We start from the raw sequence: 19,499 nt of genomic DNA on the forward strand, positions 1-19,499 counted from the left end.
GGCGAGGCCCGTTAGTATAACTAACAGTGGCAGCGCCAAGTGGACATTACCACTAGGCTTTGACCCTATGAAACCCTTGAAACCCATGAACTACCCCCGAGGAAAATGACAAAAAAAGTGCCCGAACTGACAGGTCAGCGGCACGAAACGACTGTGTGATGGTGTTTGGGGCCAGTATACAGCAACTCTCGGTAGCGATTTGTTTACAGATGATTAAGGCGACGTGTATCCCGTCAGCAACAATGGCAAATGAATAGGTTAAGCTTGTCAGTGAACTGTTCTAATGGTTATACCGCAGGAGTAAATGCCCGTGCTTGAAACCTTCAGCCAATGGGTGGCTGACCAACCCGTGCTTGTGCTCTCGCTGATGGCGGCGATTTCTATTCTGGTATTGATATTAGCCGGATTGCTGCAGCGTGCAGGGCAAAATAACCGTCGCTTGCTGGCCGAGTACAACGATCTGAAACTGGCACTAAGAGAGCAGCAGATAATGCTAGCCCATGAGCGCCAGTCGGCGGCAGAGAAGCTGGCGCTTCTGGAGCACAATCGCGATGCGCTAAAACATGAATTCGAGAATTTGGCGAACCGTATATTCGATCAGAAAAGCGAGCGCTTCAGTCAGCAGAGCAAGAGCAGTATGGATACGCTGCTAAAACCGTTTCGTGATCAACTCAGCGATTTTCGACAGCGTGTTGAAACGGTACACACCAACGAAACCCGCGACCGCCAGGCTCTGCGCAGCGAAATAAAATCGTTGCAGGAACTCAATCGGCAGATTACTGAAGAAGCCTCTAATCTGACCCGAGCGTTAAAAGGCGATAAAAAAATACAGGGTAACTGGGGCGAGTTGATTCTGGAGCGGGTGTTGGAAAGGTCCGGGTTGCGCAAAGGTATTGAATACGAAACCCAGGGCAGCTACCGCGACAGCGATAACCAGCTGCTGCGGCCAGACGTGGTGGTGCACCTACCGGATAACCGCAACCTGGTAGTAGATTCCAAGGTGTCGCTGGTGGCGTACCAACAGTGGGTCATCAGCGACGAAGGCAGCGCCCGTGATGCGGCGCTAAAGCAGCATATGGACGCCGTACGCAATCACATTCGTAGCCTGAGCGATAAAGATTACAGCCAGCTCAACGGTTTGCGTTCACCGGATTTTGTGCTGCTGTTCATGCCTATTGAACCGGCTTTTGTGGCAGCTTTCCAGCACGACGACAGTCTGTTTTCAGAAGCCTTTGAGCGTAAGATTATTGTGGTGACGCCCACCACCTTGCTGGCCACCCTGCGCACCATCGAAAACATCTGGCGATACGAGCGCCAGAGCCAGAACGCCCGATTGATTGCGGAACGAGCCAGCGCAGTTTACGATAAATTGCGGGTATTTGTAGAAGCTATGGAGCGCCTTGGTGGCCAGTTGCACACCGCTCAGGGCAGCTACGACAGTGCGATGAATACCCTGACCCGCGGCCGCGGTAACCTGATTTCGCAAGCCAACCGCTTTGTGGAATTGGGAGTACGGGTGAAAAAAGAACTGCCCAAGGCCGTCACCGAACAGGCCGAAGTCGACCCTGAAGCTGGCTCTGATTCTGCCTTTGACTCGGAGTCTGCCCTTGACAGTCACAAGGGCGTCTCTGATACGTCAGGGAACACTGAGCCGGGCGCCGGCGAATCCATTGAGGAAAACAGTTATGGCAGCAACACCATTTAAATTTTTTGGTTGCCGGGCGTTGCTCGTGTGTGCCGTGTTGTACGCGGGCAGTGCTATGGCGCTGCCCGTGGAACACGAAATTCGCCGCTTGATGCTGGCAACCGAGCAAGCACTGGCGGCTGAGAACTGGGACGACGCCAGCGAATACCTGGGGCGTTTACAACAGCTAGACGGCGAGCGTCCGGTGGATTTTTATTTTTACCGCGGCCGAGTGATGCAAAAGTCGGATCTGTTAAACGAGGCTCAAGCCTCGCTTGAGGTGTATGTCACTCGTGCAGGCAAAGAGGGCCAGTACTACGAACAAGCGCTGGAGCGCATTACTGAGATAGAAAAAAGGCGCAAAGACCGTGCCTTGGCAGCGGTGACCAAAAATCCGGCAACACCGTTGCAGCCGCGAATAGCCATCATTGAAGCCGCTGGAGGGCAAAGTGCGGCTGATCTGAAAAAACTGTATTTGGCAGACAGCGAGGAGCAGGCGTTATTGATGCATCTGAACAGTGTGTTGCAGTTGTCAGGTTGGCGTGAAGACAGAGCTATTGTGCAGTTAGACCAACCAGCAGACATCCGCTACCAGGTTGAAAAGCGCAACAGCAGCCTGCTGATTCAGCAGACTACCCGTCAGCAAGGCACCATGCTGCGCAAAAGCCAACAGATTGACGTTTACGGCATTAGCCCGTTGGTCAAATGGGATTGCGAACCAAGCCTGGCCACTTGCTGGGTGTATGACCCCAGAGATGGTTCGCGGTTGTTTCAGTTAGGCGTTAACCAAGGCCAGGCAGAAGACATTGCTCGCACGCTGGGGCGTCTCATTCGCAACCTGCAGGCCGCTGGTAAGCAGGTGGCCTTGCCACCTGTGTCCAGTTAAGTGCTGTTTTAGCAGACTCAGCTAAAGCGTGAGAAGTCTGGTTTACGCTTTTCGACAAAAGCACGAAAGGATTCGGCTGCCTCCGGCGATTTCAGGCGTTCACCGAACAGCGCGCCTTCTACCCGCATAGTTTCTTCCAGAGCTTCCTTGTTCGGCCGTTTTAGCAGTTCTTTGGTCGCGCGAATAGCCGCTGGTGCTTGTGCAGCCAGTTTCTGACAGGCCTCCCAAGCTGCGACTTCCGTGTCATCAGGTTCGCACACGCGATTGATGATGCCCAGGCGTAAAGCCTCTTCTGCACTAAAACGACCACCTAGCATCAGCAGTTCAGCAGCCCGCACACGGCCAATCCACATCGGCAGTAAAAGGCTGGAGCCACCTTCGGGACACAGGCCAAGGCTGGCAAATGGCATTTGGAAAGCGGCGTTGGTGCCTGCCATGACCATATCGCAGTGCAGCAGCATAGTGGTGCCAATGCCTATTGCCGGCCCGTTAACCGCCACAACCACCGGTTTGGTAGCGTTAACCAGCACAAACAGGAAACGGCCTACCGGAGTCTCGCGGAAATCACCAGGTAAGCCTTTGGTGAAATCGTTAAGATCGTTACCGGCGGTGAAGCACTCATTACTGCCGGTAAACAGAATGCAGCGAATGTCCTTGTCGGCTTCGGCCTGATCGATTGCGTCGGCCATGCTGGTGTACATAGCTTGGGTAAGGGCGTTCTTGCGCTCCGGGCGATTTAGGCGAACGATTAAAACTTGGTCCTTTTTCTCGGTCAGAATACGGTCTGTCACGGTGTCTCCCAATACTTCTTTGTTAGTTTGCAATGCATCTTAACCGCTTTTCATCGCATTCTTCACCAATTTTAACGCTTTTGAGTCATCAGCAAGCACAGCGAATTGGCCTGCAGTCGCATCCCGCGCACGGATGAATTTCTGGTAAACTTTGCCCTCTGATTTGCCAATATATTCTTAAAACGACCGTTGATGAGGCGACTATGACCACCCTGATCCGCCAGGAAGACCTGATTGAAAGTGTAGCCGACGCGCTGCAGTTTATTTCCTACTATCACCCAAAGGATTTTATTCAGGCAGTGTACGAGGCTTATAAAAAAGAAGAATCTCAAGCGGCTAAAGACGCTATGGCGCAGATTCTGATTAACTCGCGGATGTGTGCCGAAGGCCACCGCCCGATCTGCCAGGATACCGGTATTGTGACGGTGTTCGTGAATGTTGGCATGAACGTGAAGTGGGATTTTGAAACCTCGCTGGACGATGTCATCAACGAAGGCGTGCGTCGCGCTTACACCCATCCGGACAACATGCTGCGGGCGTCGATATTGGCAGATCCGGACGGCAAGCGTGAGAACACAAAAGACAACACGCCTGCCATCATTCATTACAAAATTGTGCCGGGCCATACCGTAGACATTCACGTGGCGGCCAAGGGCGGTGGTTCTGAGGCCAAGTCTAAGTTTGCCATGCTGAACCCGTCAGATTCGGTGGTGGACTGGGTGCTGAAGATGATCCCGCAAATGGGCGCAGGTTGGTGCCCGCCTGGCATGTTGGGTATCGGTATTGGCGGCACCGCTGAAAAAGCCATGGCAATCGCCAAAGAAGCGCTGTTGGAGCCTATTGATATTCAAGAACTTAAAGCCCGCGGTGCATCAAATCGCGCTGAAGAGCTTCGCCTGGAGCTGTTCGAAAAAGTAAACGAACTGGGCATTGGTGCCCAAGGCCTGGGCGGCCTGACCACAGTGCTGGATGTGAAAGTGAAAGATTTCCCCACTCACGCGGCTAACAAGCCGGTGGCGATTATTCCCAACTGCGCAGCCACCCGCCATGCGCACTTTGTGCTGGATGGCAGTGGCCCGTCACTGCAAACTCCGCCGAGCCTGGATGACTGGCCGGAAATTACCTGGGAAGTGGGCGAGAACGTGCGTCGGGTGAACCTGAACACGGTTACTCCGGAAGACGTAAAGGACTGGCAGCCGGGTGAAACTGTGTTGCTGTCGGGTAAGATGCTGACCGGCCGTGACGCTGCCCACAAAAAAATGGTGGACATGATCAACAACGGTGAAGAGCTGCCGGTGGACATGAAAGGGCGTTTTATTTACTACGTCGGCCCGGTGGACCCGGTGCGCGAAGAAGTGGTCGGCCCCGCAGGCCCCACCACTGCAACCCGCATGGACAAGTTCACCCACACCATGCTGGAAAAAACCGGTCTGACCGGCATGATTGGCAAGGCCGAACGTGGCCAGGCGGGCATTGACGCCATTCGCGAATTCGGTGCGGTTTACCTGATGGCGGTAGGCGGAGCAGCGTATCTGGTGTCAAAAGCCATCAAACACGCTGAAGTGGTGGCCTTCCCGGAACTGGGTATGGAAGCCATTTACGAGTTCGACGTGGAAGACATGCCGGTGACGGTTGCGGTGGATTCCCGCGGATCTTCCGTGCACCAAACAGGACCGGCTGAGTGGCATAAGAAAATCATCGCTGCCAAAGCTGTTTAAATCTAATCGGGGACAGATTTGAAATCTGTCCCCTTCACCAAGCGCTCAGCTGGAACAGCTGATGCCCATGCCCTTGCCCCAGTCTGGGGGCAGGGCAGCGTAGCGTTCTTCGTACTGGGTTTGTTCGTCAAACGGTTTTTTTAGCACCGTCAGCAGCTGCTCCAGCGGCTGGTAATCCCCGTTTTGCGCCTCCAGAATCACCTGCTGGGCCAAATAATTACGCAAAATGTATTTCGGGTTTACCCGGCCCATGGCGTATTCCCGGGCATCGTGAGCCTGAGTTTCCTGCTCCAGCCTTTGTTCGTAACGGCCAAGCCAGGCATCCGCAATGGCGCGGTCGGTAAACAAGTCGCGCACTGGCCCGTGGCCGCGGCCATACAGCGTCGACAGGCCGCGGAAGAAGCGGGTGAAGTCAACCTTCTGTTCGTGCAGCATGCTAAAAGTGTCCATAATCAGATGCATGTCGCTGTCATCGTCCTGCTGCAGGCCGAGCTTGTTCCGCATGTTCTGCAAAAAACGCGTGTTGTAGGCGCTTTCATAGTGTTTCAAGCCTTCGTGTACGGTGTCTTCACCCATTACCGGCAGTAATGCTCGCGCCAAGTAATGGCAGTTTTCGAAACCCATCTGTGGCTGGCGGTTGTAGGCGTAGCGACCGCGCTCGTCGGTGTGATTGCAGATGTAGCCGGCGTCAAAATCGTCCATAAAGGCGTAGGGGCCGTAATCGAAGGTGTCGCCAATAATCGACATGTTATCGCTGTTCATAACACCGTGGCAGAAGCCCACGGTTTGCCAGTCGGCGATCAGCCGCGCGGTGCGGCCGACCACGGCTTCGAACCAGCGCTGATGGCGCTGGAGTTCAGGAAGTGTGATCAGCTCCGGGAAATACAGCGATATTACGTGCTCCAGAAGCGTTTTGACGGTGTCGGGGCCCTGGTGATGAGCGGCGAATTCGAAGTGGCCAAAGCGGATGTGGCTGTGGGCTACTCGCATAAGCGCGGCGGCGGTTTCAATGGATTCGCGGCGTATCGGGTCTTTGGCTTTAACCATAAACAGGGCGCGGGTGGTGGGAATGCCCAGCCCGTGCATGGCTTCGCTGCACAGGTACTCGCGAATGGTAGATCGCAGCACCGCGCGGCCATCTCCAGAACGAGAGTAGGGCGTCATGCCTGCGCCTTTCAGATGCCAGTCCCAGCGCTGGCCGTTTGGCGCGACGGTTTCCCACAGCAACAGCCCGCGGCCGTCGCCCAGGTCCGGGTTGTACATGCCGAACTGGTGGCCGGTGTACTTCATGGCGACCGGTTCCATGCCTTCCAGCAGCTCTGCGCCACCACCGATTTTTTCCCACTGGGCAGGGTTGTCACTGTGAAAACCCAGTTCTCGCGCCAAGTCGTGGTTAAAACACACCATCTTTGCGTCTTTAAGCGGGCTGGGCTGCACACGGGTGAAGAAGCTCTCCGGGAGTTCCAGGTAACGATGCTCTACGCGAAAACCGTTGCTGCTCATAAAACCTCTACTCCCGTATGGCATAAACTCTGCTGAATTTTTTAGTAACCCATTTATCAACGACAGAAATCTTAACGCGTCTGCCAGTGCGCTTAAACCCTTCATCTTGACCACTCACCCTGGCCTGACCCTTCCGCTGTCGGACTTATTCTGGATGGCGTCGCTATTCCACAGCTTGGCAAACAAATTTACCAATGGGCCGGCGACCAGCCGATCAGCGCCCCCAGCACTTCGAAAAACAGTGGATGAGGCACTCGACAATGAGTGCAATAGTTTGCGAGACGCCGTGCAGTTTCTGTTCGCAGCATTGCCCAACCTGGCCGGCGGCAATGCCGCCACTGAACCCGCATTTCCGATGGATCAAGGATGAACCGGCTTCTTGCCGCTTACTACAGTCCGTTCACCTGCTGCCTATTCGCTACGGCAGGGTAGAAGTCGCACCTGTCGATGCCGGTCCAGACTACCCCTTCGTGCTGATCTCCCGCCCGGTTGGTTATCGCCTTCTGAAAAGTGGTCATATTTATGTATTGGATGCCGGTGGAGATACAAATAGGGAGAAGCTCCACGAGTATCTGCATAAAGATGGTGAACTGACCGGACAAAACGGCGGCAAGCTGGAGTACCCGACCTCACACACGCTGTACGTCGCTTTTTCTGAGATTGCGTGGACGGCGCAGAGAAAATCACAAGTACTGGACGATTCCAAACCGCCTGGTGGAGTCGGAGGTGAAAAAGATCAAGCGCATGAGCAAAAAGACGCTTCCCAAAGCAATGTCTGAGTGGTCTGAACCACAGCCTGAAGAGCAGTGGGCAAAGCCCAGTGACGAGCTGAAACGTCAAAGCAGGCGGGTGCTGCAACTGCAACAGGCCAACCCTCAAAGGCCCATTATCGAAATCTTTGCTCAAATGAGCGAAGAAACTTAAATCAATGTTCAGGGAGAACATGATGACTGAAGCAATGGATGCGACCTGCCTTCCCCGCCTTTCCTGTTATGCATCAACCTCTTTGTTGCGCTGACTGCTTTAGCTTGGGCGATATTCAATATGGCCGCTTACCTGGTACACAGCCCGTATGGCATGAATTCTGCAAGACCAAACTGTCTATTTGCCGCATTATCAACGGCAGGAATCTGAACGGGCCTGTCATTATACTTAAGTCATCCGTGGATTCGCTGATCGAGCGGGAGCGGCTCATCGGAACACACGAAAATGGCCCGTTTTTAACGGGCGCGCACTGAATGAGGGCGTCGCCCTCACTTTTAGGCTTAACGCCCAAGGAGTCTGCCGTGACCAGGCCGCGACTGATTATATTTTCTGATCTTGATGGAACCCTGCTCAACTATGACCGCCATTGCTGGCAGCAGGCACTGCCAGCGTTGAAGCGTGTCGCAGCGGCGGGTATCCCACTGATACTGAACTCCAGCAAAACCGCTGCGGAAATCCGTGAAATACGTCAGCAACTGGAAAACACCGACCCTTTCGTCGTTGAAAACGGTGCGGTCGTCGTTATTCCTGCGGATACTTTCGGAAACCACAGTGAGAAAATCGTCCGTTTTGGGGCATCCAGAGCAGAGGTTTTAAAGGTACTGGCCGGGCAAAGGACCGGTGGCGCACATTTTCGGAGTTTTTCGGATATGTCGGATGACGAGCTCGCGCAATTAACGGGGCTGGACCCTGCTTCAGCCGCACGGGCCAGGGAGCGCGAAGGAACCGAGCCGCTGCTGTGGGAAGGCAGCGAAGACGAACGGTTACGTTTTGATGCAGCCTTACGTGCTGAAAACCTGCGCCTGGTAAAAGGCGGTCGGTTCTATCATGCCATGGGCATTTTTGATAAAGCCGATGGGGCCCGTTTTTTGCTGGATAAATACAGAGAGCAATACCAGAAGCAGTATGGTGACCAGCCAATAACGGCCATTGCCTTGGGCGACAGCCCCAACGATCAGCAAATGCTGGAGGCCGCAGACATCCCGGTTGTCATTCGCGGGGTAAATAGCGACGAGGTGCAGTTGCCTTCCGAAAAGCATGCGATGCGCTCCCTCAAGCCCGGCCCTGAGGGTTGGAACGAGTGCGTACTCAATCTGCTGTTTGAGTACGGATACTAGCACTGCAAAGGAGGTTTGCCATGGGTGACTTTTATCAGAACGGCATTATCACCACGCTGCATAATCTTGTTCGCCGGCCGGTAGAAGATCTGGAAGCCGAGCTGATGACTTTTCGCAAGTCCCGACCCATGTCGCTGGTGTTGCCGTCGCTGTATTCCGAATTGGAAGGGCCGGCGTTAAAGAACATTGTGCACGAACTCACCAAGGTTCCCTACCTGGACCAGATCGTTATCGGCCTGGATCGGGCCAATGAAAAACAGTACCGCCACGCTCTTGAGTACTTTTCTGACCTGCCACAGAATTTTAAAGTGTTGTGGAACGATGGCCCGCGCCTTCGTGCTATTGATCTGAAGCTTAGTGAACAGGGTTTGGCGCCGACGGAAATGGGTAAGGGCCGCAATGTCTGGTATTGCTTCGGTTATGTGTTGGCTTCCGGAGTGAGTGAGTCGGTCGCGCTGCACGATTGTGACATTCTGACGTATTCGCGGGATCTGGTGGCGCGCCTGATTTACCCGGTGGCCAACCCTGGCTTTAATTATATGTTCTGCAAAGGCTATTACGCACGAGTCGCAGACGGCAAGATGAACGGGCGAGTGAGCCGTTTGCTGGTGACCCCGCTGATCCGTGCACTGAAGAAAGTGTGTGGCCCGAATGAATTTCTGGATTATCTGGACAGTTACCGTTACCCACTGGCTGGGGAATTTTCATTCCGTACCGATGTGATCAACGACCTTCGAATTCCAAGCGACTGGGGGCTGGAGATTGGCGTGCTATCGGAAATGAAGCGGAATTACGCCACCAACCGGTTGTGTCAGGTGGATATTGCGGATGTGTACGATCATAAGCATCAGGAACTCTCACCGGAAGACGCCAGTGCCGGCTTGTCCAAAATGAGCATCGACATCGCCAAGGCGCTGTTCCGCAAGTTAGCCACCAACGGCGAAATTTTTTCCAGTGAGAAATTCCGCACCATCAAAGCAAGCTATTTCCGCATTGCGCTGGATTTTGTGGAGACCTACCAGAACGACGCGATCATCAACGGCTTGACGTTTGACCGCCACAAGGAAGAGAAAGCTGTTGAGCTGTTTGCTCAAAACGTGATGCACGCTGGCGCCTATTTTTTGGATAATCCTATGGATACCCCGTTTATTCCGAGCTGGAACCGGGTCACCAGTGCCATTCCCGACATCAAAGAGCAGCTGCTCGAGGCCGTGGATCTGGACAATGAGGAGTATCGGGCATGAGCCAGGTGTTGAAATCCAAGCTGGTTAGCATGCTTGAGGCTGTTTATCCGGCGCTGGATTGTGACTTTCTTGCTGAGCGGCTACTGAAAACGATGGGGTTGCGTCCAGGCCAGCCTCCGCCGCCGGCGCACCAGAGCCACTGGAGTGAATCGGATGTGGTGCTTATTACCTATGCAGATACCGTGCAGCAGGGAGAGGAGAAACCGTTAGCGACCTTGCACCAGTTCCTGAATCGACACTTTGCTGACAGCGTGTCCGCCGTCCATATCCTGCCCTTCTTTCCTTACAGCTCCGATGACGGTTTCTCGGTAATGGATTACCTTGCGGTCAACGAGTCCCACGGTGGGTGGGAGGACATTGAGGCCATCGCACAAGACTTCAAACTGATGGCAGACCTGGTGGTCAACCATATGTCAGCCCGCAGTCGTTGGTTTGAAAATTTCCGTAAGCGAATAGACCCTGGTAAAGACTATTTTTTTGAGGGAAACCCCGGCGACGATTTGAGCGCCGTGGTCAGGCCGCGCACATCACCGGTACTCACGCCGGTTCAGACAGACGATGGTGAGCGTTATGTGTGGTGCACTTTTAGCGAGGATCAGGTCGACCTTAACTTTGCCAACCCGCAGGTTCTGATTGAGTTTGCGACCATTATCCGTTATTACCTTGAACGCGGCGTTGTTATCTTTCGGCTGGACGCCGTCGCTTTCCTGTGGAAAGAGCCCGGTACGTCCTGCATTCACCTGCAACAGACCCACGAACTGATCAGGATTTTGCGTCTGCTGATGGAGCACCATAGCCCGGATGCGGTGGTGATTACGGAAACCAATGTGCCCAATCGCGAGAATCTCACCTATTTCGGCAACGCCAACGAAGCCCATGCAATCTATAATTTTTCTTTACCGCCGCTACTGATCAATACGCTGGTAACAGGTGACTGCAAACATCTGAAAACCTGGCTGATGAGCATGCCGCCGGCGCAGATGGGCACCACCTACCTCAATTTCATTGCGTCTCACGACGGGATTGGCATGCGCCCCACAGACGGCTTGCTGACCGAGGAGGAAAGGCAACGGTTTATCAATACCATGAGCTCGTTCGGCGGGAAGGTGTCTTACCGGCGCACGCCCGACGGCCGGGATCAGCCCTACGAAGTGAACATTGCCCTGTATGATGCGTTAAAGGGCACCGCCGGGAACGGTGCAGACCATTGGCAGCTACAGAGATTTATGTGTGCGCACACGGTGATGCTCGCTTTGGAGGGGATACCCGCTTTTTACATACACAGTTTGCTGGCAACGGAAAACGATACCGCGCGGGTTGAGCATACCAGCCGTTTGCGTTCCATCAATCGCAGCCAGTGGCAGCTTGGCGATCTGGAACGGGAGCTGGATAACCCGCTGAGCCACCACAGCAAAGTCTGTCACGAACTGAAACGCCTGATTGCGATCCGCCGTGGGCAAGCGGCGTTTCATCCCAATGCGACCCAGTTTACCTTGCACCTTGGGCTAAAGCTGTTCGGCTTCTGGCGCCAAAGTATGCGGCGGGATCAGTCTATTTTCTGCATTCACAATATCAGTGACGAGATACAGCAGGTGGCGCTTAGTGATATCAACCTGATTGGCACAGATTATTGGTTTGACTTGATCTCGGGTATGCCCATAGAGAACCTGTCGGGCAGTATCACACTGAAGCCCTATCAGAGTGTCTGGTTGTCTAATCGCGAGTAGGGCAGAATGCCTTCATGCCCAAAACGCTTGCCCTTCGACAACCCAGAATACTCCTGCTTTCGGCTTATGACGCAGGCAGCCATCGTCGCTGGCGAGAGCAGTTGGTGCTTAGCCAGCCGGAATTTGAATGGCATGTGCTTGCCCTGTCGCCGAGATTTTTCCGCTGGCGGATTCGAGGTAACGCGCTGACCTGGCTGAGCGAGCCGCTGTTGAAGGAGCATTGGGACCTGCTGTTAGTGACGTCCATGGTTGATTTGGCGTCAGTTCGGGGTTTTCATCCGAACCTGGCCCATACGCCAGCGTTGCTTTATATGCATGAAAATCAGTTTGCCTATCCGGCATCCGATGGCCAGCACAATAGCATTGATCCTCAAATGGTGAACTTATACAGCGCTATTGCTGCCGATACCGTGCTGTTCAACAGCGACTGGAACCGGCGCAGCTTTCTTGAGGGTGTTGAGCAACTCTTCCGGCGATTGCCCGATGGTATCCCGGAGGGAACGCTTGAACTCATTTCCGCGAAATCCCGGGTTCTGCCGGTACCCATCGACGACCCTGTGTTCCTCAGTGAAGCGGAACGCCAGAGCCTTGAGGCGGGCGAGCGTTTATGGCGCAATGACCTTGAGCCCGAGCCTGGTGCATTACCCCTAAGAATTGTGTGGGCGGCGCGCTGGGAATACGACAAGGGTCCTGACCGGCTGCTCGCGATTCTGCAGGAGCTTGAGCGCAGAGCGTTGAGTTTTCAGGTCTGTGTCCTTGGTGAAAGTTTCCGCAAAGTCCCTGAAGCCATGACGACTATTCAACAGCAGTTTGCTCACCGACTCGTGCAGTTTGGGTACGCATCGAGCCGCAGCGAGTATTACGAGTGGCTGGGGAGTGCGGACGTGATTCTTTCAACCGCGTTACATGAGTTTCAGGGGCTGGCGGTGCTTGAGGCGGTGGCCGTTGGCTGTGTGCCCATTGTGCCGGCAAGGGAAGTCTACCCGGAGTTGTTTGCACCGGAATACTTGTATCCGGACTGTGGCGACGACATTCCGGCCGAGGCGGCTCATGCAGCGACGTTGATTGAAAAGCAGGCTGTGGATGGCCATGGTGACCGATTAACAGTGCCAGGTGTGCAGCGTTTCAGCCTCGGTGCATTGAAGCCGAAATATGAGGCGTTACTGTTGGAAGCACTCTTTTGAAGCCGTGAATATTGCGCTCTTGCCAGAGAATGTCGCCATTCACGGCCAGGTTTCCGGCACAACAAACACCCGGTCTGTTTCCATCCAGTTTCCCGTTTGGTGATCTCGCCGCATTATGGCGAACAGCTGCGGAACCACTTTGCTCTCAACACGTTCCAGTGCTTCCAGAACATGTTCGATATCCGGCTGTTCGCTTTGACACCAGTTGCCAATCCAGTGAGGTTTGTTGAGTACAACCCAGTGTGACGTGTTCAAGGCTCTTGCGTCATGGGCGTACATCCAGCGCCCGCGCAAATGGTCCGCCGGAACATAATCCGGGGTTACCACGAGCTGGTCGTCTGGATAGAAAAGATACCCTGGCATAAATATTCGCGGAGTCAGCGGGCCTGTTATATGGGATTCTGCGAGCAGGGCAAGAGTTTCCGGTAGCAGTGTGCGGCGGCTCTGTTGTTCCAGCAGGCTGGTTGTTTTCACGTCCAGCCGGTCGCGAGCGTTGGGGCCGTACCAGAGTGTTGAGCCCGTGAGTTCTGACACGCCGAGATAGAACTTGATAGCGATCTCGTGGTGTTCAATGCGGTCGTTTGTCCGGTTGTCGACCACGAAATCCAGTTCGCCAATGGTGCGCCCGCGTGATTGGATCTGCTGGTTTTTTAGCAGAATTGGCCAGCCGAGCAAGTCTTCGAGCAAAACCTGATACAGCCGCTCGAAATAGAAGCCTAATCTGCGCTGTGGCGGTTCAAACAGTATGGGTGGTGCTGTTTTTGTGTCCTGATCCCAGGCTTTAAGAATATCGGTATAGCTCGAGGGCAGATACTGTGCCGGTGTAAAGGTGACTGGCGAGCGCATCAGCTGCGGGGTTTGGCACAGCCATGCGAGATGCCTGATGGCCGGCGTTCGGTAACGGTTGATTAAAGGAAAGACGTGGTTTGCATCCATCCGCCCAGAATACCGTAAACTGTTCGGTAATAAAGGTGCGAGTGTTCTGCGGGGCGGCCGCCGAACCGAGAGGACTTGCTGCGTTAAGCGATAAAAAAGAACGGGAGAAAGTATGCAATACCTTCACACCATGATCCGGGTGAGCAATCTGGATGACACCCTGCATTTTTTCTGTGACTTGCTGGGAATGAAAGAAGTCAGTCGAAAAGACAGCGAAAAAGGCCGTTTTACCCTGGTATTTCTCGCTTCGCGAGACGACGAAGCGCGAGTCAAAGCCGATCGCGCACCGTCGTTGGAACTGACCTATAATTGGGACCCGGAAGAGTACAGCGGCGGCCGAAACTTCGGTCATCTGGCCTATCGGGTCGACGACATTTATCAGTTGTGCGAGCACCTGCAAGCCGGCGGCGTTACCATTAATCGCCCGCCCCGTGACGGCTATATGGCATTCGTGCGCTCGCCCGACGGTATTTCTATTGAGCTGCTGCAGAAGGGTGAGGCGCTTGCACCCCGTGAACCTTGGGTCAGTATGGAAAACAGCGGTAGCTGGTAAGGGGCACAATAATCAGCGCGGAAAAGGAATCCTGCGCTTGGCATACAAGGAGAGTAAGAATGGAAGATTGGCAAGGATGCCTGGCACCGCAATGCCAGAATGCGCTGGCGAATGCTCGCGCGCTGGTCTTAAAGCGCGGCGGAGCGGCGATTACCGTTGAAGATTTTTTGCTGGCTTTGCTCGACAGTTGCCACAACCTCAGTCACTTTTTGACAACCTGCAGTATCGACCTTGACGAGTTGACGCGCACGGTGCAATGCGAACAGCCGGTTGTTACCGGGGTGTCTGCGGAAGGTTTACTGTCTAGCCAGCTTGTGCATTGGTTTGCCAGAGCGCGTGAGTTGAACGACGCGCCCTGGTTAGACTGGCCTGTGCTGCTGCAAACCCTCGCCCACAAAACAGAACGCTTGCAGGAAAAAGCGTACGTTGCGGTGTTGGAACGGGTGTCGGCCTGGCCACCCAGCGTCGACGAGCTGACAATGAAGGCAGCGTCTAACTCTGCCGGTGTGCCCATGGTGGTGGCACAGGTGGATTGGATTGAGCTCGCCCATACCGTAGCGGTAGAAATCAGCACAAACCCTGAAACGTTGTTGTGGGTGAAAGGCCCTCGGGGCGGTGGTAAAACCTGCTGGCTGGAAAGTGTATTGCCATTGCTGGGTATCGACTACAAGCGACTGAATTTGCGCTGCGAGTCAGACGTGCTGACGCTTGCCGAAGGCGCCCGGCACAGGCTGCGCTCGCTTCAACACTGCGGAGGGTGGCCCCTGTTGGTGATGGACGGCCTGGCGCCCCAGGATCTTTTGCAGCTGGTGGGCCGGCCTGGCAGTGTCGTGGGCGACGTGCTGGCCGCTTGGGGCGGGCCCATGTTGCTGCTGGCTGATGAGCGCATAAAAGCCAAGGCGCAGCATATTGATCAACTACAGCTGTGCCTGGGTCGCTCGCTGACCAGCATGATACTGCCGCCCTCTGGCGCTGGCCAGCTCTACGCTATTGTGGTGGCTCATCAGCCGGCGATAGAGCGCCAGTGGAATATAGAGCTGGAGCCTGCGGCGATTGATTTCGCTGTTGCGCAGCGCCACCGGTTTGAATGCTGTCCGGGCGAGCTGCTGGTGTGGTTTAAGCGCGCGGCTGCGAGCCTGAATCTGTTTGCCTTGCGTGGTAGCAGCGAATCTGTCGCTTTAGCAGCAAAAATTCAAACTCTGGAGTGTCAGCGCCTGGTGGCCCATGCGCGCCACAGCAGTATTGAAGAGCCGGACCTGACGCTGGAAAAGCTGGTTTGGCAACAACAGGTCGCAGCAAGCGACTGGCATCAGCGTCATGCGCGCGGAAGCTTGCGAAAGCTGGGCGTTGCTGATTTGCAGGCCGAGCTGAAATGTCGGCTTGCAGCGAATTCAGCGGGCGTTCACACTGTTCACCATTAGGCGCAAGGACGCAGGTGTTGAACCCTTGTCATCAGTTTTAAAATTGTTGGGAGATTGTTTGGGTGCAGGATTTGGAAATTTATATACGCGACCTTGAAGCCGGGGCAGTATCGCGCTGGTTGTCTGACCAATTAGGCCAGGTGTCGCTGGATGACGAGGTCATAACCGGTTTTGTGAAAGGTTACGCCCGTTACGATGGTCATACGCTGTCGTTGTCGCTTTACCCGGGTGCTGGCGGCAAACGCTTTACGTGTCTGGTGATTGAGGGGCCATCGCTGCCCTGGAACAGCGATTTGGATTGCGCTCGCAGTGCTTGGCGTGCGATCGGTGGTGAGCTACGTTGCAGCCCGGGTAATTGGGCCGAAGGCGACGACGCCACTGAAGAAAGATGGTGGCGAATTGATGAGCGTGGTGAGCTTCCGGCCATATGGAATTAGTAGAAAAGCGGAATTAGTAGAAGAGCGAATTAGTAAAAGAATAGAAAAAAGGGATGGGGCTTTTGGCCCCATCCCTTTTTTGTTTTAACAGCGAAGGAAAACGTGGTGTAGATTACTCACTGAGAATTGACACGTTATCGGCCTGCAGGCCTTTGTCGGCGTCAATTACGCTAAAGCGCACCAGCTGACCCTGGCGCAAAACGCGGCGACCACTGCCACGAATAGCGCGGAAGTGAACAAAGATTTCATCACCGCTGTCGCGAACAATAAAGCCGAAGCCTTTTTTCACGTTGAACCATTTAACGGTGCCGTCTTCGTCGCCCTCAGGGGTGTTGTCGTCGAAGTCGTCATCGTCATCGTGGTGCATGTTACCGCTTTTTTGAGCCGGTACATGGGCACGACGAGGCGTTGCGGGTGCGCGGGGTTGAGCGGCTTTAGCGGGCGCAGCGACCGGTCGTTTGGTGCTGACCACAACGGTGATAAAGCCAGCGATGGCAAATATCACCACGGCAATCACGTAAGCGGCAATGCCCTGGGCGCTGCCCAGAACGAAGGGGGTGCTGTTGGCCACGGCACTGGTTTCAGACTGGGACAGAATCTGGAACAGCTCCGGGGAAAAGGAAACCAGCAAAAAGCCGAGAATAAAGGGAGCGGGAATCGCGATCAATAAGGCAGCAACGATCGCTTTGGCTGGATTACGCATGTGAATTGAAAATCTCCTGAATGATAACGCTAACGATAAATAACCGGATATGGGGTAAAATGACACTTCCGGCTGCATGAAGGCGGCATCTTAACAGATAACGGCAGGAACTCACTAAAACCATGACGGATAAACGACTGGAACATCGGCTTGACGAGCTGGAAATGCGGATTGCGTTTCAGGATGACGTAATAAACACGCTGAGCGAGCAGATGGCGACTCAAGAGCTAGAGCTGCGTCAGCTGTGGGAAGCCAAACAGTTACTGCACAGGCAGTTGAAAGAAGTGTCTGGATCTAACCTTCGCAGTGAAGAAGAAGAAACCCCGCCGCCCCATTACTGAAGCGGCAGAGCGTTAACGCTTTACATGGCCACTGAATGCGCCAGGCAAGGTACTTTTCAGGCCAATAACTCCACTAGAATTTCTTCGTAAATTTGCGACAAGGTGTTCAGGTCGTCTGCGCTGACGCATTCATTTACTTTATGAATGGTCGCGTTTATGGGGCCCAGTTCCACCACCTGAGCACCCGTAGGCGCGATAAAGCGGCCGTCGGACGTGCCGCCAGACGTAGACAGCTCGGTTTCACGGCCGCAGACTCTGGCAATGGCCGCTGTTGACGCCGACACCAGCGCGCCTTTGTCGGTCAAAAACGGTCGGCCACTCAAATGCCACTGCAAATCGTAATTCAGCGAGTGTCTACCCAATACTGCCACAACCCGCTCCTCCAGGCTTTCGGCGGTGCTTTCCGTACAATAGCGGAAGTTGAAGTGCACCAGGCATTCGCCGGGAATCATATTGCTGCCGGTGCCTGCCTCTACCTTGGTAATCTGGAACGTGGTGGGCGGAAAGTAATCGTTGCCGTTGTCCCAGAATTCCTGCGCCAGATCGTGCAGCGCCGGAGCCACTTTATGTATTGGGTTTTCGGCCAGGTGCGGGTAAGCCACGTGGCCTTGCACGCCGTGAACCGTCAAGTAGCCGTGCAATGAGCCGCGGCGGCCATTTTTGATCGTATCGCCCACATTAACCGTGCTGGACGGCTCGCCGATCAGGCACCAGTCGATCTTTTCGTTGCGGGCTTCCAGGGTTTCAATTACTTTTACCGTGCCATCACCAGCGGGACCTTCTTCGTCGCTGGTAATCAGCAAGGCAATGGAGCCGCGGTGGTTCGGGTGCTTGCCTACAAAGCGTTCGCAGGCGGTAACAAAGGCCGCCAGGCTGCCTTTCATGTCAGCGGCACCACGGCCGTGCAGCATGCCGTCTTTTATAACCGCTTCAAACGGTGGTATTGCCCAGTTTTTCTCCGGGCCCGTAGGCACGACGTCGGTGTGCCCGGCGAAAGCCAGGACAGGTTCTTCCGAACCTTTTCGAGCCCATAGATTGTCGGTGGTGCCAAAGCGCAGGTTTTCCTCGGCAAAGCCCAGGGGTGCAAGGCGCGACATCATCAGCGGCTGACAGCCGGCGTCGTCGGGTGTCACCGACGGCCGGCGAATCAGATCCATTGCCAGCTTTAGGGTCGGTGACAGGGCCTCATTGGGTATAGCAGTCATAAAGGCCCCGATCAGTTGTTGGCGTGCAGCTCGTGGTTCAGCTCAATGGCCGACTTGTTGGTTTTACATTCCACTGCACCGTTTTCACTGTTGCGACGGAACAGCAGCTCTGACTTGTTGGCTAGATCGCGGGCTTTGATGACTTCCACCAATTTGCCTGCGTCGTCTAGCAGCGCCACTTTGGTGCCGGAGGTCAGGTACAAGCCGGCTTCTACGGTGCAGCGGTCGCCCAGGGGAATACCAATACCGGCGTTGGCGCCAATCAGGCAGTTTTCGCCCACTGAAATAATGATGTTGCCGCCGCCAGACAATGTGCCCATGGTGGAACAGCCGCCGCCTAGGTCAGAGCCTTTGCCTACCATTACACCGGCTGAAATACGGCCTTCGATCATGCTGGTGCCTTCGGTACCGGCGTTGAAGTTGATAAAGCCTTCATGCATGACGGTGGTGCCCTCGCCCACATAGGCGCCCAGGCGAACTCGTGCGGTGTCGGCAATACGCACGCCCTGGGGCACTACGTAGTCAGTCATCTGCGGGAACTTATCTACCGATTTTACTTCCAGAGTGCGGCCTTCAAGGCGCGCTTGCAGCTGGCGTCCAGGAAGTTCGGCCAGATCAATGGCGCCTTCGTTGGTCCACGCCAGATTTGGCAGCAGGCCAAATATGCCGTCTAGTTTCAGGCTGTGGGGCTTTGTCAGGCGGTGAGATATCAGCTGCAGCTTAAGGTAAACCTCGGGCGTGCTGCTGGCGGTATCGTCGGTTTCCAGTAAGGTGACGACGACCGGGCGTTCGCTGCTGGCGGCTTTTTCGGCTAACGAGGCCTGTTCGGTCTGGCCAATTTGACGCAGGCTGCTTGCCAGCTGGCTAAGTTGCCTGGTGTTGGCGCTGATGGCCTGATTGCCACCCTGAAAGTCTAGAGCGCTGCGCACTGCGTCTAGCAGCGTTTCATCGGGGGTTATCAAGGGCTGTTGATAAAAAACTTCCAGCCATTCGCCTTGATTGTTCTGTGTGCCAATACCAATACCGAATGCAAAGCTCATCGGGTGTGTGTTCCTGTTTTGTCA

At 54.7% G+C, this 19,499-nt stretch carries 19 protein-coding genes; 13 read left to right on the forward strand and 6 right to left on the reverse strand.

Features of this window, described 5'->3' with window-relative positions; translation table 11 throughout:
• Window positions 1-304: 304 nt before the first annotated feature.
• Complete coding sequence (locus MRBBS_RS05385; protein ID WP_041635093.1) at window positions 305-1,705, forward strand: DNA recombination protein RmuC; 1,401 nt, start codon at window positions 305-307, stop codon at window positions 1,703-1,705.
• Window positions 1,686-2,570: a hypothetical protein gene (locus MRBBS_RS05390; protein WP_041635094.1), complete on the forward strand. Its 885-nt coding sequence runs from the start codon at window positions 1,686-1,688 to the stop codon at window positions 2,568-2,570. The genes MRBBS_RS05385 and MRBBS_RS05390 overlap by 20 nt, the downstream gene beginning before the upstream one ends.
• Window positions 2,571-2,587: 17 nt before the next feature.
• Here MRBBS_RS05390 and MRBBS_RS05395 read toward each other — a convergent pair whose 3' ends face one another.
• On the reverse strand, window positions 2,588-3,361 hold the full coding sequence (locus tag MRBBS_RS05395) for an enoyl-CoA hydratase (protein WP_014870428.1): 774 nt from the start codon (window positions 3,359-3,361) through the stop codon (window positions 2,588-2,590).
• A gap of 203 nt (window positions 3,362-3,564) precedes the next feature.
• Between MRBBS_RS05395 and MRBBS_RS05400 the strand changes: the two genes are divergently transcribed.
• Window positions 3,565-5,079, forward strand: coding sequence for a fumarate hydratase (locus tag MRBBS_RS05400; protein WP_014870429.1), 1,515 nt, complete (start codon window positions 3,565-3,567; stop codon window positions 5,077-5,079).
• Window positions 5,080-5,124: 45 nt separating this feature from the next.
• On the opposite strand, the gene MRBBS_RS05405 is transcribed toward MRBBS_RS05400, so the two are convergent.
• Entirely contained in the window at window positions 5,125-6,582 is a 1,458-nt protein-coding gene (locus MRBBS_RS05405; RefSeq protein ID WP_014870430.1) for a protein adenylyltransferase SelO, read from the reverse strand.
• A 329-nt stretch (window positions 6,583-6,911) separates the two neighbouring features.
• Between MRBBS_RS05405 and MRBBS_RS19345 the strand changes: the two genes are divergently transcribed.
• The 6 genes from MRBBS_RS19345 (at window position 6,912) to MRBBS_RS05440 (ending at window position 12,839) form a co-directional block, all read left to right on the forward strand.
• A complete protein-coding gene (locus MRBBS_RS19345) occupies window positions 6,912-7,361 on the forward strand; it encodes a hypothetical protein (RefSeq protein WP_014870432.1) in 450 nt (149 codons plus the stop codon).
• Window positions 7,354-7,506 carry a hypothetical protein gene (locus MRBBS_RS19615; protein ID WP_187290775.1) on the forward strand — a complete coding sequence of 51 codons (153 nt, stop codon included), beginning with the start codon at window positions 7,354-7,356 and terminating at the stop codon, window positions 7,504-7,506. Before MRBBS_RS19345 ends, MRBBS_RS19615 begins: the two co-directional genes overlap by 8 nt.
• A 362-nt stretch (window positions 7,507-7,868) precedes the next feature.
• Entirely contained in the window at window positions 7,869-8,684 is an 816-nt protein-coding gene (locus tag MRBBS_RS05425; RefSeq protein ID WP_014870434.1) for an HAD-IIB family hydrolase, read from the forward strand.
• A 20-nt stretch (window positions 8,685-8,704) separates the two neighbouring features.
• On the forward strand, window positions 8,705-9,928 hold the full coding sequence (locus tag MRBBS_RS05430; RefSeq protein WP_014870435.1) for a glycosyl transferase: 1,224 nt from the start codon (window positions 8,705-8,707) through the stop codon (window positions 9,926-9,928).
• Entirely contained in the window at window positions 9,925-11,655 is a 1,731-nt protein-coding gene (locus tag MRBBS_RS05435) for a sugar phosphorylase (RefSeq protein WP_014870436.1), read from the forward strand. The genes MRBBS_RS05430 and MRBBS_RS05435 overlap by 4 nt, the downstream gene beginning before the upstream one ends.
• 14 nt (window positions 11,656-11,669) lie before the next feature.
• Window positions 11,670-12,839 (forward strand): DUF3524 domain-containing protein, encoded by a 1,170-nt coding sequence (locus MRBBS_RS05440; RefSeq protein ID WP_014870437.1) that lies wholly within the window; start codon window positions 11,670-11,672, stop codon window positions 12,837-12,839.
• A 39-nt stretch (window positions 12,840-12,878) separates the two neighbouring features.
• Here MRBBS_RS05440 and MRBBS_RS05445 read toward each other — a convergent pair whose 3' ends face one another.
• Window positions 12,879-13,775 (reverse strand): DUF1853 family protein, encoded by an 897-nt coding sequence (locus MRBBS_RS05445; RefSeq protein WP_014870438.1) that lies wholly within the window; start codon window positions 13,773-13,775, stop codon window positions 12,879-12,881.
• Between the two features lie 112 nt (window positions 13,776-13,887).
• Here MRBBS_RS05445 and MRBBS_RS05450 point away from each other — a divergent pair, with 112 nt between their 5' ends.
• The 3 genes from MRBBS_RS05450 to MRBBS_RS05460 all read left to right on the forward strand — a co-directional run bounded on the left by MRBBS_RS05450 (window position 13,888) and on the right by MRBBS_RS05460 (window position 16,186).
• Complete coding sequence (locus MRBBS_RS05450; RefSeq protein ID WP_014870439.1) at window positions 13,888-14,328, forward strand: VOC family protein; 441 nt, start codon at window positions 13,888-13,890, stop codon at window positions 14,326-14,328.
• Window positions 14,329-14,387: 59 nt separating this feature from the next.
• Entirely contained in the window at window positions 14,388-15,749 is a 1,362-nt protein-coding gene (locus MRBBS_RS05455) for a hypothetical protein (protein WP_014870440.1), read from the forward strand.
• 62 nt (window positions 15,750-15,811) lie between these two features.
• Window positions 15,812-16,186, forward strand: coding sequence for a hypothetical protein (locus MRBBS_RS05460; protein WP_014870441.1), 375 nt, complete (start codon window positions 15,812-15,814; stop codon window positions 16,184-16,186).
• 112 nt (window positions 16,187-16,298) lie between these two features.
• Here the strand turns inward: MRBBS_RS05460 and MRBBS_RS20340 are convergent, their stop codons facing one another.
• Window positions 16,299-16,889, reverse strand: a complete 591-nt coding sequence (locus tag MRBBS_RS20340) for a cold-shock protein (RefSeq protein ID WP_014870442.1) — start codon at window positions 16,887-16,889, stop codon at window positions 16,299-16,301.
• A gap of 122 nt (window positions 16,890-17,011) precedes the next feature.
• Here MRBBS_RS20340 and MRBBS_RS05470 point away from each other — a divergent pair, with 122 nt between their 5' ends.
• Window positions 17,012-17,230, forward strand: a complete 219-nt coding sequence (locus MRBBS_RS05470) for a SlyX family protein (protein WP_007349882.1) — start codon at window positions 17,012-17,014, stop codon at window positions 17,228-17,230.
• A 56-nt stretch (window positions 17,231-17,286) separates the two neighbouring features.
• Here the strand turns inward: MRBBS_RS05470 and dapE are convergent, their stop codons facing one another.
• Both dapE and dapD read right to left on the reverse strand, forming a co-directional pair.
• Complete coding sequence (gene dapE, locus MRBBS_RS05475; RefSeq protein ID WP_014870443.1) at window positions 17,287-18,435, reverse strand: succinyl-diaminopimelate desuccinylase; 1,149 nt, start codon at window positions 18,433-18,435, stop codon at window positions 17,287-17,289.
• 11 nt (window positions 18,436-18,446) lie between these two features.
• Window positions 18,447-19,475 (reverse strand): 2,3,4,5-tetrahydropyridine-2,6-dicarboxylate N-succinyltransferase, encoded by a 1,029-nt coding sequence (gene dapD / locus MRBBS_RS05480; protein ID WP_014870444.1) that lies wholly within the window; start codon window positions 19,473-19,475, stop codon window positions 18,447-18,449.
• Window positions 19,476-19,499 lie beyond the last annotated feature (24 nt).

Source organism: Marinobacter sp. BSs20148 (genome assembly GCF_000283275.1).
Taxonomy (GTDB): domain Bacteria; phylum Pseudomonadota; class Gammaproteobacteria; order Pseudomonadales; family Oleiphilaceae; genus Marinobacter; species Marinobacter psychrophilus.

Excerpts from the sequence above, each read along its gene's own strand:
- MRBBS_RS05385 (WP_041635093.1), top strand. The coding sequence starts at position 305 with ATGCCCGTGCTTGAAACCTTCAGCCAATGGGTGGCTGACCAACCCGTG.
- MRBBS_RS20340 (WP_014870442.1), bottom strand. The coding sequence starts at position 16,889 with ATGCGTAATCCAGCCAAAGCGATCGTTGCTGCCTTATTGATCGCGATT.
- MRBBS_RS05470 (WP_007349882.1), top strand. The coding sequence starts at position 17,012 with ATGACGGATAAACGACTGGAACATCGGCTTGACGAGCTGGAAATGCGG.
- dapE (WP_014870443.1), bottom strand. The coding sequence starts at position 18,435 with ATGACTGCTATACCCAATGAGGCCCTGTCACCGACCCTAAAGCTGGCA.
- MRBBS_RS05400 (WP_014870429.1), top strand. The coding sequence starts at position 3,565 with ATGACCACCCTGATCCGCCAGGAAGACCTGATTGAAAGTGTAGCCGAC.
- MRBBS_RS19615 (WP_187290775.1), top strand. The coding sequence starts at position 7,354 with ATGTCTGAGTGGTCTGAACCACAGCCTGAAGAGCAGTGGGCAAAGCCC.
- MRBBS_RS05450 (WP_014870439.1), top strand. The coding sequence starts at position 13,888 with ATGCAATACCTTCACACCATGATCCGGGTGAGCAATCTGGATGACACC.
- MRBBS_RS05455 (WP_014870440.1), top strand. The coding sequence starts at position 14,388 with ATGGAAGATTGGCAAGGATGCCTGGCACCGCAATGCCAGAATGCGCTG.
- MRBBS_RS05405 (WP_014870430.1), bottom strand. The coding sequence starts at position 6,582 with ATGAGCAGCAACGGTTTTCGCGTAGAGCATCGTTACCTGGAACTCCCG.
- MRBBS_RS05435 (WP_014870436.1), top strand. The coding sequence starts at position 9,925 with ATGAGCCAGGTGTTGAAATCCAAGCTGGTTAGCATGCTTGAGGCTGTT.
- dapD (WP_014870444.1), bottom strand. The coding sequence starts at position 19,475 with ATGAGCTTTGCATTCGGTATTGGTATTGGCACACAGAACAATCAAGGC.
- MRBBS_RS05440 (WP_014870437.1), top strand. The coding sequence starts at position 11,670 with ATGCCCAAAACGCTTGCCCTTCGACAACCCAGAATACTCCTGCTTTCG.
- MRBBS_RS19345 (WP_014870432.1), top strand. The coding sequence starts at position 6,912 with ATGCCGCCACTGAACCCGCATTTCCGATGGATCAAGGATGAACCGGCT.
- MRBBS_RS05390 (WP_041635094.1), top strand. The coding sequence starts at position 1,686 with ATGGCAGCAACACCATTTAAATTTTTTGGTTGCCGGGCGTTGCTCGTG.
- MRBBS_RS05445 (WP_014870438.1), bottom strand. The coding sequence starts at position 13,775 with ATGGATGCAAACCACGTCTTTCCTTTAATCAACCGTTACCGAACGCCG.
- MRBBS_RS05430 (WP_014870435.1), top strand. The coding sequence starts at position 8,705 with ATGGGTGACTTTTATCAGAACGGCATTATCACCACGCTGCATAATCTT.